Here is a 12,811-nt window from a genome sequence, read left to right on the forward strand (position 1 = left end):
CCGAACCCCAACACGGACAGGAGCCCGCACATGACGAAGATCAAGGTTGAGAACCCGGTCGTCGAGCTCGACGGCGACGAGATGACCCGGATCATCTGGGACTTCATCAAGCAGAAGCTGATCCTTCCTTACCTCGACATAGACCTGAAGTATTACGATCTGGGTATCGAGGAGCGTGACCGCACCGACGACCAGATCACCGTCGACGCCGCCAATGCCATCAAGCAGTACGGCGTGGGCGTGAAATGCGCCACCATCACCCCCGACGAGCAGCGGGTGGAGGAGTTCAATCTCAAGCAGATGTGGCGTTCGCCCAACGGCACCATCCGCAACATCCTCGGCGGCGTGATCTTCCGCCAGCCGATCATCTGCCAGAACGTACCGCGGCTGGTGCCGGGCTGGACGCGGCCCATCGTCGTCGGCCGCCACGCCTTCGGCGACCAGTACCGCGCCACCGATTTCCGCTTCCCGGGCAAGGGCAAGCTCACCATCAAGTTCGTGGGCGAGGATGGCGAAACCATCGAGCGCGAGGTCTTCCAGGCCCCCTCCGCCGGCGTCACCATGGCGATGTACAACCTCGACGACTCGATCCGCGATTTCGCCCGCGCCTCGATGAACTACGGGCTGTCGCTGGGCTGGCCGGTGTATCTCTCCACCAAGAACACCATCCTCAAGGCCTATGACGGCCGCTTCAAGGACCTGTTCCAGGAGGTGTTCGAGGCCGAGTTCGCCGACAGGTTCAAGAAGGCCGGCATCACCTACGAGCACCGGCTGATCGACGACATGGTTGCCTGCGCGATGAAGTGGAACGGCGGCTATGTCTGGGCCTGCAAGAACTACGACGGCGACGTGCAGTCCGACACCGTGGCGCAGGGTTTCGGCTCGCTGGGCCTGATGACCTCGGTGCTGATGACGCCCGACGGCAAGACGGTGGAGGCCGAGGCCGCCCACGGCACCGTCACCCGGCATTACCGCCAGCACCAGGCGGGGAAGGAGACCTCGACCAACTCCGTCGCCTCGATCTACGCCTGGACCGGCGGGCTGAAGCACCGCGCCAAGCTTGACGGCAACGCGAAGCTGCTCGAATTCGCCGAGACGCTGGACAAGGTGACCGTGAAGGCGGTGGAGGACGGGTTCATGACCAAGGATCTCGCGCTGCTCGTGGGCCCGGACCAGAAGTGGCTCACCACCATGGGCTTCCTGGAGAAGGTCGACGAGTACCTCAACAAGGCCCTCGTGGGCTGACACCGGCCCCTCGCGGCCACGATGGCAGGACAGGCCGGCGCAGAAATGCGCCGGCCTTTTCGTTTCATGGGGTTGCGGCGGGCTCTTGAGAAAGTACTCGACGCACGGACGCACGGACGCACGGACGCACGGACGCACGGACGCACGGACGCACGGACGCATTGGCTTTTGGTCGTAAGATCAGCGACTTGTGCGCAAGTCTTCAGGCGGTATGCGAGCTTATGTGTCCGGGGGCAGCCCGAGGTTTCGCAGCGGCAACCAGCCCTCCGCGCCGGTGGCAGAGCGGCACCAGCCCCAGCCATGCGTAGCGTCGACCAGCTCCAGCAGCTCGCCGGCGCGGCAGGTGAGTTCCAGGGCGCTGTAGCGGCGCAGGGCGCGCGGGGGTGTGTCTTCCGGGGAAATGAGCGTGTCGGGCACCCAGCCGGCGCGCCCCTCCGGGTCCGTCGCCCAGAGCCAGCGGTGGCCGTCCCAGATGTCCTCGCGGCCATCGAGGACGAGCACCGCGCCGCGCTCCACCCGGACGGGGTCCGGGTAAATGGCGGCATGGTCGGCGATGACGATGCGTCGGGTCATGCAGGGCCTCCCGGAGGGGGCCGGGGGGCACCGCGCGTCAGCCGCGCAGGGTGCCGCCCGTGGCCTTGGTGACCGCGGCCACCACCTTCGCGGCCACGGCATCGATCTCCTTGTCGGTGAGCGTACCGGACTTCGGCTGCAGGCGCACGGAGATCGCGAGGGACTTGCGGCCCGCGCCGAGCTGCTCGGCCGCCGGCTTGCCGGTGAACAGGTCGAACACCGACACCCGCTCGATCAGCGCCTTGTCGGCGCCGCGGGCGGCCTTGAGCACCGCCTCCGCCTCCACGCCCTCGTCCAGCACGAAGGCGAAGTCGCGCTCCACAGCCTGGTAGTCCGACACGTCCAGCGCCGGGCGGGTGGTGCCCTTCGCGCGCGGGAAGGGGATGTTCTCGAGGAACACGGTGAGCGCCACCGCGGGGGCCTTCACGCCGAGCGTGCTCAGCACCTTGGGGTGCAGCTCTCCGAACATCGCCAGCGGAGTTTTCGGCCCGAGCGACAGGCAGGCCGAGCGGCCGGGGTGATACCAGGAGGGCAGGCCCTCGCGCAGCACCATCAGCCGCTCCACCGGCGCGCCGCAGGCGGAGAGCACGGCCTCGGCATCGGCCTTGGCGTCGAAGAGGTCGACCGGGCGGCGGCTGCCCCAGGCGTTGCGCGGCGCGGTGACGCCGGTGCGGATGGCGGCGGCGACCAGCTTCTGTTCGCCCGGCTCGCCGCCCTCGAAGAGCGGGCCGATCTCGAACAGGCCGATCTCGCCATGCCCGCGGGCCTGGTTGCGCGCGGCGGCCGAGAGCAGCGCCGGCAGCAGGCTGGGGCGCATGTTGGTCATCTCGCTGGAGATCGGGTTCTCCAGCCGGCGGGCCGGCTCACCGCCGCCGAAGAGTGCCGCCTCCGTGTCGGAGACGAAAGTGTAGGTCACGCATTCGTTCAGGCCCAGCATGGCGAGGGTGCGGCGGGCGCGGCGCTCGCGCATCTGCATGGGCGTGAGCGTCGGGCGGGTGACACCGGTGGTGACGCGCGGCATCGGCTTGCCCTCGAGTTTCGAGAGCGAGGCCACGCGGGCGATCTCCTCCACCAGGTCCGCCTCGCCGTGCACGTCCGGCCGCCAGGGCGGCACGGCGGCGTGCAGCTTGCCCTCCGCGCGGGTGACGGTGAAGCCGAGCACCTCCAGCGTGCGCACCTGCTCCTCCTCGGCGATGTCCATGCCCACCAGGCTCAGCACCCGCTTCGGGTCCAGGGCGAAGCTGCGCGCGGTGTCCGGCACGGCCCCGGCGGTGACGATGTCGGAGGGCTCTCCGCCGCACAGATCGAGGATCAGCCGCGTGGCCATCTCCAGCCCGGGGCGGGTGAACTCGGGGTCCACCCCGCGCTCGAAGCGGTAGCGGGCGTCGGAGTTGATCTTCAGGCGGCGGCCGGTGGCGGCGGTGGAGACCGGCTCGAACCAGGCGGCCTCGATGAACACGTCCGTCGTGTCCGGCTCGCAGCCCGAGCCCTCACCGCCCATGATGCCGCCGATGGAGGAGGGGCCGTTCGCATCGCACACCAGCGTCTCGGTGCCGTCGAACGTGTGCACGCGGCCGTCCAGCGCGGTGAGGGTCTCGCCCGGCTCGGCCTTGCGCACCAGGATGTCGCCGGCCACGGTCTTCATGTCGAAGACATGGAGGGGCCGGGCGCGGTCCATGGTCATGTAGTTGGTGATGTCCACGAGCGCGGAGATCGGGCGCAGGCCGATGGCGCGCAGCCGGTCCTGCAGCCATTTCGGCGAGGGGCCGTTCTTTACGCCGCGGATGGCGCGGCCCAGGAACAGCGGGCACTGCGCGGCGGCGGAGGGGGCGATGCTCACGCCCACGGGCGAGGCGAAGCGGCCGGGCACCGGCTCCGGCGCCTGCGTGATCAGCCGGCCCAGGCCGCGGGCCGCGAGGTCGCGCGCGATGCCGGCCACGCCGAGCGCGTCCGGGCGGTTCGGGGTGATGGCGATCTCGATCACCGGGTCGGTGAGCTGCGCGTAATCCACGTAGCGCTGGCCCACCTCGGCGTCCTCGGGCAGCTCGATGATGCCGTCATGCTCCTCCGACAGCTCCAGCTCGCGCTCCGAGCACATCATGCCGAAGCTCTCCACGCCGCGGATCTTGCCCACGGCGATGGTGGTGTCGAGCCCGGGAATGTAGTCTCCCGGCTGGGCGACGACCACGCGGATGCCGGCGCGGGCGTTGGGCGCGCCGCAGATGATCTGCTTCACGCCCTCGGCGGTCTCGACCTTGCACACGCGCAGACGGTCGGCGTCCGGGTGCTGCTCGGCCTCGCGCACGAAGCCGATGCGGAAGGCGGCGAGACGCGCACCCGGGTCCTCGACGCCCTCGACCTCGAGGCCGAGGTCGGTGAGCGCGTAGGTGATCTCTTCGAGGCTGGCCTCGGTTTCCAGGTGCTGCTTCAGCCAGGAAAGCGTGAATTTCATCTCGATCGGTTCCGCTGCTATCGGGTTTGCGGGCTTGTCTAGCAACGAAACCCGGGTGATTGAAGCGAAGATTGCGCGGGGCGGGCGCCCACCGGGTGGCGGACCGTGCCGTCGGCCCGCGACCGCACGGGGCAGGGTGCATCCGCGCGCCGCGCCGGGCCCTGCCTGCGAACGGTGGTGCGCCTGCTCCGCCGGCGGGGCGCGTTTGGCCGTGAAACATGCGGTTCCGGCTTGAACGACCCTGCCGCGGGGCCTAAACAGGCTGCCGAGCCCGTGGTGTGGTATGGTGTAGCCGGTAATTTGTAGTAGAATGGACGCAACCCAAAGCCATTTCCCTTATGACGTCCCTGCCTGTTTTCCGGGTAAGAAAAGTGCAATCTCATGAAAGATAATAATTTCCGGTCGGGAGAGACCGTGATCGCCCTCGTCTGCTCGGAGATTCTCGGGCCCTATCTCGGCGGGGGGATCGCCACGTCCGTATTCGGACTGACCACGCTTCTGGCGCGGAAGTACCGGGTGTCGGTCGTTTATCTCGGCGGATACGCTGCGGGGTGGGATGCGGAGCGGGCAAAGGTCTTCTACGCGGACCTCGGTGTGGAGTTCATCGACCCGCGCACCAGCGTGGATGCCAGCACTCATGACATCCAGGACGTGCGCACCAGCTCGTGGCTGGCGCTGGAGGCCCTGCGCGAGATCCGCCCGGAGCTCGCCGTGTTCCACGAGTACGGCGCGCTGGGATATTACTCCGTGCTCGACAAGGCCCAGAACGGCGATCTCGCGGAAACCCGCATCCTCACCGTGCTGCACGGTCCGGGCCGCTGGGCGCGCACCATCAACGCCGATCTCACGCCCAGCGTGCACACCTATGTGCAGGATCACATGGAGCGCGTGAGCGTGGAACTGTCGGACCACGTGTCCTCGCCCTCGCAATACATCTTCGACTGGTGCCTGCGCGACGGCTGGAATCTTGCCCCGGAGCGGCACAGCGTGGAGCGCAACATCGTTCCGCTGCACCCGATCGAGCATTACGTGGCCCATGCGGTGGAGGATGACGACGTCTCCGCGCCCGAGACCGCCGGCACACGCGACACCGTGAACGAGTTCGTGTTCTTCGGCCGGCTGGAGCAGCGCAAGGGCATCGTGTCCTTCTGCAACGCGCTGGACCGGCTGGTGCAGATCGGCCTGCACCTGCCGCGCAAGGTGACCTTCCTCGGCCGGGGCTCGGTGCTCAACGGCGTGGACAGCACCGCCTTCGTCATCGAGCGCTCGCGCAAGTGGCCGTTCGAGATCGCCTTCCTGGAGACCTACACCCAGTCCGAGGCGCTGGACTATCTCTGCGGCCCGGGCCGGCTGGGAGTGATGCCCTCGGTGGAGGAGAACGCGCCTTGCGTGGTGGTGGAATGCGTGAACCGCGGCGTGCCGATGCTCTGCTCCACCGCCGGCGGCACCATCGAACTGCTGGACCGGGTGGACGCCGAGGCCATCGCCCTGCCGCTGGAGCGCGGCGCCATGGCCGACCGGCTGACCGACGCGCTGATCGGCGGCGTGCCCACGGCCCGGCTCTCCTACTCGCATGCCCAGTCCATCGCCGCCTGGGACGCGCGGATCACCGCGGTGCTGGAGACGCCCTGCGAGCGGGCGCCGGAGCCGGAGCCGCAGGACGTGCCGCTGGTCTCGGTGGTGATCACCCATTTCAACCGGCTCGACACACTGCGCCTCGCGCTCAATTCCGTGTTCGCGCAGGAGTATCCGGAGATCGAGGTCGTCATCGTCGATGACGGCTCGAAGCCCGCGGTGCAGGACGAGCTGATCAAGACCTGGGGCCGCCACCCGAAGGTGCGCATCGTGCTGCAGGAGAACGCCTATCTGGGCGCGGCCCGCAACGCGGGTGTGCGCGAGGCCCGCGGCGTCTTCGTGAAGTTCATGGATGACGACAACATCGCCCTGCCGGACGAGATCGCGCAACTGGTGCGCGCGGCCCTGCACACCGGGGCCGATGTCGTGACCTGCTTCAGCCAGTGGTTCCGGGCGTCGCGGCCGCAGGGGGAGGAGGACATCGTCGGCCATTACCTACCGCTGGGCAGCGGCTCCACCGTGCATCTCTTCGACAATTTCATGGGGGATGCGAACGCGCTCGTGCGCCGCACGATGATCGACGAGATCGGCGGCTTCACCGAGGAATACGGCCTGGGCTACGAGGATTACGAGTTCTTCGCCCGCGCCGCGCTGCTGGGGCGCAAGACCACCGTGGTGCCGCGGCCGCTGTTCTGGTACCGGCTCTCCTCCGGCTCGATGCTGCAGACCGCGCAGGGCCCCGACCTGCTGCTGCTGAACCGCAACCGGGTGTCGAAGATGATCCGCTCGCTGGCCGGGCAGCTCAGCGTCTCCACCGTGCAGGACCTGGTCGAGATGGCCAGCGCCTCGGTGCTCGCGCAGCAGACCACCTATGCGCGTGACCAGATCTGGCGCTCCGGCGACCTGCCGGACTATCTCAAGCGCCTGCGCACCGGCGGCTCCTGGGGCGAGCAGCGGCGCGAGGACCTGGTGCGGCTGATGATCGCCTGCGGGCGGATCAACGAGGCGGTGCGCTACATGGGCGGCAACATTCCCGGCACGCTGGTCGAATCCTTCTCGAAGAAGCTGGTGGACGGCACCAGCTTCATCACCGGCGCCAGCATCCTGTCCGAGAACCGGCTGACCAACAGCACGTTCCTGGGTCTCGACGCGCCGCGCACGGTGACCCCCTATGCGCAGCTCTGCGACGGCTGGTTCGTGCCCCAGGCCAGCGCCGGCCCCGAGCCGCTGTTCACGCCGCTGGACGCGGACGGCGGCGGCGTGAGCATCACGGTGGCCGATGTCCCGCGGGACTGGGCGCCCGGCAGCTACCGGCTGCTGCGCACGGAGGTTCCGGTGCGCGGGTTCGACATGCTGGAGGGCACCAATCTGGAGCTGGTGGCCCGGGCGGACGCGGAGTTCTTCCGGCTGAAGTACTTCGTGCGCTGCCACCGGGGCACCGAGTTCGTGGATTACTGGTCCGAGATCGGGATCGGGCAGGAGTGGTCGCAGGTCAACGACCTGCTGCGCTTCGACGAGATGGCCGTGCCCGTGCCGGACCGGATGGAGCTGTTCCTGCAGCTCTACTTCGACTTCGACGCGGTGCTGGACATCCGCCATGCGGGCCTCAGCCTCTGCGGGCGCGCCGAGTGGGCGAAGCCCGGGCAGGTGCTGCGCAGCGGCGTGGTGAGCGCCTGAGCGCCTGATCTTCCGCGCAGAGCCGCGTCCGGCTCCGCGCCGCCTGCCGGGGCCTTGCGGGTGCTGCCCGCCCCGGTGCCTTCTTCGCCTCGGCGGCCCCCGCACGGGCTCTGCGGCCCGCGCAGCGGGTGTGCGATCCGCCTCCGGGGCCGGGCCGCCGCGCGCTGCCACCTGCGCCCTGCGCCTCACCCTCCGGCCCCGGCGCGCGGGATTTTCGGCGGTGATGTCGGCGTGCTGCGCCCGGGGGGCCGGCGCTCCGGCCCGCGCGCGGCGCCTGTTTCCGAAGCATCTGTCCGAACGGCTTGCGCAGGCTGCGGGACTGCACTACCGACTGGTGCGTAGTCCACGGAGAAAGACGATGTTCTCGAAGCTTACGGCACAGGCCCCTGACAAGATCATTGCGCTCATCGCCCAGTATGCCGCCGATCCGCGCGGCGACAAGGTCGACATGGGCGTGGGCGTCTACAAGGACGCGCAGGGCCGCACCCCGATCATCCGCGCCATCAAGACCGCCGAGCAGCGGCACTGGGAGGCGGAGACCACCAAGACCTACAAGGCGCTGATCGGCGACGGGGTGTTCATCTCCGGGATGCGCGGCCTCGTGCTGGGCGATGTCGCGGCGGACCGCGTGGCCGGGGCGCAGAGCGTGGGCGGGACCGGGGCGATCTACACCCTGCTCGACCTCGTGCGCACGATCGAACCGCAGGCCCGGGTGTGGATGTCCGATCCCACCTGGCCGAACCATGCCGCCATCATCGGCCATCTCGGGCTCGCCAGCCGCAGCTACCGCTACTTCGACGCGGAGACCCGCGAGGTGGATTTCGAGGCGATGCGCGCCGATCTCGCCGGCGCTGGCCCCGGCGACGTGATCCTGCTGCACGGCTGCTGCCACAACCCCACCGGGGCGAACCTCACCCTCGCACAGTGGGAGGAGATCACCGACATGGCCCTCGCGCAGGGCTTCCTGCCCTTCGTGGACTTCGCCTACCAGGGTTTCGGTGACGGGCTGGAGGCGGATGCCGCGGGCGTGCGCGCCATGGCCTCCAGGGTGCCGCAGATGCTGATCGCCACCTCCTGCTCGAAGAACTTCGGCCTCTACCGCGACAGGATCGGCGCCGCGATGGTGCTGTGCGAGACGCCCGCGACCGCGGCCCTCGCGCGCGGCACGATGGAGACGCTGAACCGGGTGCATTTCTCCTTCCCGCCCGATCACGGTGCGGCCCTCGTGGCCTCGGTACTGTCCGACCCGGCGCTGCGCGCGGACTGGGTGGCGGAGCTGGAGGGCATGCGCCTGCGGATGCTGAGCCTGCGCACCGGCCTTGCCGACGCGCTGCGGCGCGAGGCGAACGACGACCGCTTCGACTTCATCGCCCGGCACCGCGGCATGTTCTCGCGCCTCGGCGCCAGCCCGGCGCAGGTGGAGCGCCTGCGCGCCGAGCACGGCATCTACATGGTCGGGGACAGCCGCATGAACATTGCCGGACTGCCGGAGGACCGGCTGGACCATCTCGCCCGCGCCTTCGTCTCCGTGGGGCTCTGAGCCATGGTCGTTCCCTACATCACCGCCGCGCGGGTGGGCAACCGGATGAGCTGGGTGACGCTGGTCGATGCGCTGGCCGCCGGCCACACGGGCGCCGAGGCGATCATCGACGACACCTTCCTGCACCGGGGAGAGGACGTGCTGCTCTCGCGCTCGGCCTGGATCGACGGCAAGGGCGTGGCGGTGAAATCCGTCACCGTGCTGCCGGGCAACGCCGCGAAGGGCCGGCCCAGCGTGCAGGGCGCGCTGGTGCTGTTCAACGACACCACCGGGGCGGTGGAGGCGGTGATCGACAGCGCGCTCGTCACCCGCTGGAAGACCGCGGGAGACAGCGTGCTGGGCGCGAAGCTGCTGGCCCGGGCGGACAGCCGGCGCCTGCTGGTGGTCGGCGCCGGGGAAGTGGCCCGCTCGCTGGTGGAGGCCTACATGGCCATCTTCCCCGGCCTGCGGCAGATCCGGGTGTGGAACCGCAACCCGGACCGCGCCGCGGCGTTGGTGCGCGAACTGGGGCTGCGCTACCCGCTGGTCCAGGCGGGCGCGGACCTTGCCTCCGAGGTCGGCAATGCCGACATCGTATCCACCGCGACCATGTCGATGGAGCCTGTGGTGTTCGGAGACTGGCTCAGCCCGGGCACGCATCTCGACCTCATCGGCGCCTTCACCGCCGACATGCGCGAGGCGGATGACCGGGCGCTGCAGCGCGGGCGGCTGTTCGTGGATTCCCGCGCCACCACGCTGCACCACATCGGCGAGCTGATGATGCCGCTCGCCTCCGGCGCCATCACCGAGGCCAAGGTGCTGGGGGATTTCAACGACCTGTGCAAGGGCATGCGCGGCCGGCTCACGTCCAACGACATCACCGTGTTCAAGAACGGCGGGGGCGCGCATCTGGACCTGCTCACCGCCCGGGTGATCCTCGCGGCGGCACGGGGCTGAGGCGGTTCCGCGCGGGGGCAGGGCGGCCCCGCGCGTGCGCCGGCACGAGGGCGCTTGCATTCCCCCGTCCGGAGGCCTATAGGCCAGCCATCGAAACCACAGGCGGGGTTTCGGGCCTGCGGGGGAGACATCCCCGCCAGGTCCACCGGTTGGGGCACATGCCCCTCACCCCCGCCGAGGATGAAACCGGAAAGGTACACGCAGATGGCTCTGCCCGAATTTTCCCTGCGCCAGCTTCTCGAAGCCGGTGTGCACTTTGGTCACCAGACCCACCGCTGGAACCCCCGCATGGCTCCGTACATCTACGGCGAGCGCAACGGGATCCACATCTTCGACCTCACCCAGACCGTGCCGCTGCTCGACGCCGCGCTCAACGTCGTGCGGGAGACCGTGGCCAAGGGCGGCCGCGTGCTCTTCGTCGGCACCAAGCGCCAGGCGCAGCGCCCGGTGGCCGAGGCTGCCGAGAAGTCCGCTCAGTACTTCATGAACCACCGCTGGCTGGGCGGCACGCTCACCAACTGGAAGACCGTGTCGAACTCCATCGCCCGCCTGAAGGCGATCGATGAGCAGCTCGGCGCCGGCGCCATGGGCATGACCAAGAAAGAGCGCCTCCAGATGGAGCGCGAGCAGACCAAGCTGCAGGCCTCGCTCGGCGGCATCCGCGAGATGGGCGGCATTCCGGACCTCCTGGTGGTGATCGACACCAACAAGGAAGACCTGGCCGTCCTGGAAGCCAAGAAGCTCGGCATTCCGGTCGTCGCGGTGCTCGATTCGAACTCCTCGCCCGACGGCGTGGACTACCCGGTTCCGGGCAACGATGACGCCGGTCGCGCCATCGCCCTCTACTGCGACCTGATCGCGCGCGCCGCCCTCGACGGCATGGCCGCCCAGATGGGCTCCGCCGGCTTCGATCTCGGCGAGCTCGCCGATGGTCCGGTCGAGGACGTTCTGGTCGACGAGACGCCCGCACAGGGCTGATTTTTCTGACAGTTCGGTGACGCTCGCAGCGCGTGACGCGCGCGGGCGTCATCGTCTATCAAAGCCTCGCGAGCAGGGCCTCCCGCGCCCTGCCGGGGCGACAGGTTGAGGAGAGAGACATGGCGATCACCGCGAGCATGGTGAAGGAACTGCGCGACAGCACCGGCGCAGGCATGATGGATGCCAAGAAGGCACTGACCGAGAACGACGGCAACATGGAAGCCGCGGTCGACTGGCTGCGCACCAAGGGCCTCGCCAAGGCCGCCAAGAAGGCCGGCCGCACCGCGGCCGAGGGTCTCGTCGGCGTGGCCGTCGAGGGGGGCGTGGGCGTCGCGGTCGAGGTGAACTCCGAGACCGACTTCGTGGCCCGCAACGCCGAGTTCCAGAAGATGGTCGGCGAGATCGCGACCACCGCTGTCGGCGCGAAGACCCTCGAGGAGCTGCTGGCCACCAGCATGGGCGGCAAGCCGGTCTCCGAAGTGGTGACCGACAAGGTCGCGACCATCGGCGAGCACATGTCGGTCCGTCGCATGGCGCGCGTCGAGGGTGACACCGTGGCCGCCTACGTGCACAACGCCGTCGTGGACGGCATGGGCAAGATCGGCGTGCTGGTCGCGCTGAAGGGCACCGACAACGGCATCGGCAAGCAGATCGCCATGCATGTCGCGGCCACCAGCCCGGCCTCGCTGTCCGAAGCGGACCTGGACCCGGTGCTCGTGGAGCGCGAGAAGGCCGTGCTCACCGAGCAGGCCCGCGAATCCGGCAAGCCGGACGCGGTCATCGAGAAGATGATCGTCGGCCGCATGAAGAAGTTCTTCGAGGAGGTGTGCCTCCTGCAGCAGAAGTTCGTGATGAACCCGGACGTGACCGTGGCGCAGGCCGCCAAGGACGCCGGTGTCGAGGTGCTGGGCTACGCCCGTCTCGCCGTGGGCGAGGGCATCGAGAAGGAAGAGGAAGACTTCGCCGCCGAAGTGGCGAAGACCATGGGCGCCTGAGGCGCTTGCCAGGCCTTCAGGGCTGAATACCATGCGGGTGTCCCCACCGGGACACCCGTTTGCATGCCGGCATCCGGGTTCTTCGCTCCGACATGGTCTTGACCGGCCCTGCGGGTTTAGGTAGCGACATTTGCCCAGGAAACGGATTGAATTACATGATCATCTCGCCGCAGCGCAATTTCATCTTCGTGCATATCCGCAAGACGGCCGGCACGGCTGTCACCCGAGCCTATGACCGGGTGGCCCTCTATGACGACATCATCCTCGGCTCCACGCCGCATGGCGATGCCGTGGAAGCCTATTACCGGGACCGCTTCAACCTGCGCAAGCACTCCGGCCTGCTGACCCTCGCCGAGGTGATGGGCATCGACCGGCTGGAGAACGCCTTCACCTTCGCCACCGTCCGCAACCCCTGGGCGTGGGTGGTGAGCTACTACACCTCCGCCCGCAAGCGTGACGAGGGCGGAAACGGCATCAGCGACGCCGCGCGCTCGCTGGATTTCTCGCGGTTCCTGCAGTCCGAGGAGGTCGAAACCCTTGCCCGGCGGAACCCGCAGTACAAGTATGTCTGCGATGAAATGGGCGAGCTCGCCGTTGACCTGCTGATCCGTCAGGAGAATCTGGGCGCGGACTGGGCCGAATTGTGCGATAGGTTGGGTATTACCGGCGTGTCGCTGTCCGTGGAGAACCGCTCCACGGAGGGTGACTGGCACGAATTCTACAAGTCCAAGGCCGATATCGAGCGGGTTCAGGAGCTCTTCGGCCGGGATGCAGAGATGTTTGGTTACCGTTTCGAGTAAGCCGATTTGCGCCCCTCGGGGCAGTTCGACTCGGCCCTTG

At 68.7% G+C, this 12,811-nt stretch carries 9 protein-coding genes; 7 read left to right on the forward strand and 2 right to left on the reverse strand.

What is annotated here, in order from left to right:
• Nucleotides 1-30: 30 nt before the first annotated feature.
• Nucleotides 31-1,245: an NADP-dependent isocitrate dehydrogenase gene (locus tag FDP22_RS13605; RefSeq protein WP_138574447.1), complete on the forward strand. Its 1,215-nt coding sequence runs from the start codon at nucleotides 31-33 to the stop codon at nucleotides 1,243-1,245.
• A 219-nt stretch (nucleotides 1,246-1,464) separates the two neighbouring features.
• On the opposite strand, the gene FDP22_RS13610 is transcribed toward FDP22_RS13605, so the two are convergent.
• Entirely contained in the window at nucleotides 1,465-1,818 is a 354-nt protein-coding gene (locus FDP22_RS13610; RefSeq protein WP_138574449.1) for an SH3 domain-containing protein, read from the reverse strand.
• A 37-nt stretch (nucleotides 1,819-1,855) separates the two neighbouring features.
• Nucleotides 1,856-4,270: a phenylalanine--tRNA ligase subunit beta gene (pheT, locus tag FDP22_RS13615; protein ID WP_138574451.1), complete on the reverse strand. Its 2,415-nt coding sequence runs from the start codon at nucleotides 4,268-4,270 to the stop codon at nucleotides 1,856-1,858.
• Nucleotides 4,271-4,651: 381 nt separating this feature from the next.
• On the opposite strand from pheT, the gene FDP22_RS13620 reads away from it, so the two are divergent.
• From FDP22_RS13620 to FDP22_RS13645, 6 genes are all read left to right on the forward strand, one after another.
• Nucleotides 4,652-7,522 (forward strand): glycosyltransferase, encoded by a 2,871-nt coding sequence (locus tag FDP22_RS13620; RefSeq protein ID WP_138574453.1) that lies wholly within the window; start codon nucleotides 4,652-4,654, stop codon nucleotides 7,520-7,522.
• 358 nt (nucleotides 7,523-7,880) lie between these two features.
• Nucleotides 7,881-9,062, forward strand: coding sequence for an amino acid aminotransferase (locus FDP22_RS13625; RefSeq protein WP_138574455.1), 1,182 nt, complete (start codon nucleotides 7,881-7,883; stop codon nucleotides 9,060-9,062).
• A 3-nt stretch (nucleotides 9,063-9,065) separates the two neighbouring features.
• A complete protein-coding gene (locus tag FDP22_RS13630) occupies nucleotides 9,066-9,998 on the forward strand; it encodes an ornithine cyclodeaminase family protein (RefSeq protein WP_138574457.1) in 933 nt (310 codons plus the stop codon).
• A 204-nt stretch (nucleotides 9,999-10,202) separates the two neighbouring features.
• Nucleotides 10,203-10,976 carry a 30S ribosomal protein S2 gene (gene rpsB / locus FDP22_RS13635; protein WP_138574459.1) on the forward strand — a complete coding sequence of 258 codons (774 nt, stop codon included), beginning with the start codon at nucleotides 10,203-10,205 and terminating at the stop codon, nucleotides 10,974-10,976.
• Nucleotides 10,977-11,095: 119 nt separating this feature from the next.
• The gene (gene tsf, locus FDP22_RS13640; RefSeq protein ID WP_138574461.1) at nucleotides 11,096-11,971 is read left to right on the forward strand and encodes a translation elongation factor Ts; all 876 of its coding nucleotides are present in this window, start codon (nucleotides 11,096-11,098) and stop codon (nucleotides 11,969-11,971) included.
• 155 nt (nucleotides 11,972-12,126) lie between these two features.
• Complete coding sequence (locus FDP22_RS13645) at nucleotides 12,127-12,771, forward strand: sulfotransferase family 2 domain-containing protein (protein WP_239031947.1); 645 nt, start codon at nucleotides 12,127-12,129, stop codon at nucleotides 12,769-12,771.
• Nucleotides 12,772-12,811 lie beyond the last annotated feature (40 nt).

Source organism: Paroceanicella profunda (genome assembly GCF_005887635.2).
GTDB classification, from domain to species: Bacteria; Pseudomonadota; Alphaproteobacteria; order Rhodobacterales; family Rhodobacteraceae; genus Paroceanicella; species Paroceanicella profunda.

Coding starts and splice junctions, on each gene's coding strand:
- FDP22_RS13605 (WP_138574447.1), top strand. CDS start 31: ATGACGAAGATCAAGGTTGAGAACCCGGTCGTCGAGCTCGACGGCGAC.
- FDP22_RS13610 (WP_138574449.1), bottom strand. CDS start 1,818: ATGACCCGACGCATCGTCATCGCCGACCATGCCGCCATTTACCCGGAC.
- pheT (WP_138574451.1), bottom strand. CDS start 4,270: ATGAAATTCACGCTTTCCTGGCTGAAGCAGCACCTGGAAACCGAGGCC.
- FDP22_RS13620 (WP_138574453.1), top strand. CDS start 4,652: ATGAAAGATAATAATTTCCGGTCGGGAGAGACCGTGATCGCCCTCGTC.
- FDP22_RS13625 (WP_138574455.1), top strand. CDS start 7,881: ATGTTCTCGAAGCTTACGGCACAGGCCCCTGACAAGATCATTGCGCTC.
- FDP22_RS13630 (WP_138574457.1), top strand. CDS start 9,066: ATGGTCGTTCCCTACATCACCGCCGCGCGGGTGGGCAACCGGATGAGC.
- rpsB (WP_138574459.1), top strand. CDS start 10,203: ATGGCTCTGCCCGAATTTTCCCTGCGCCAGCTTCTCGAAGCCGGTGTG.
- tsf (WP_138574461.1), top strand. CDS start 11,096: ATGGCGATCACCGCGAGCATGGTGAAGGAACTGCGCGACAGCACCGGC.
- FDP22_RS13645 (WP_239031947.1), top strand. CDS start 12,127: ATGATCATCTCGCCGCAGCGCAATTTCATCTTCGTGCATATCCGCAAG.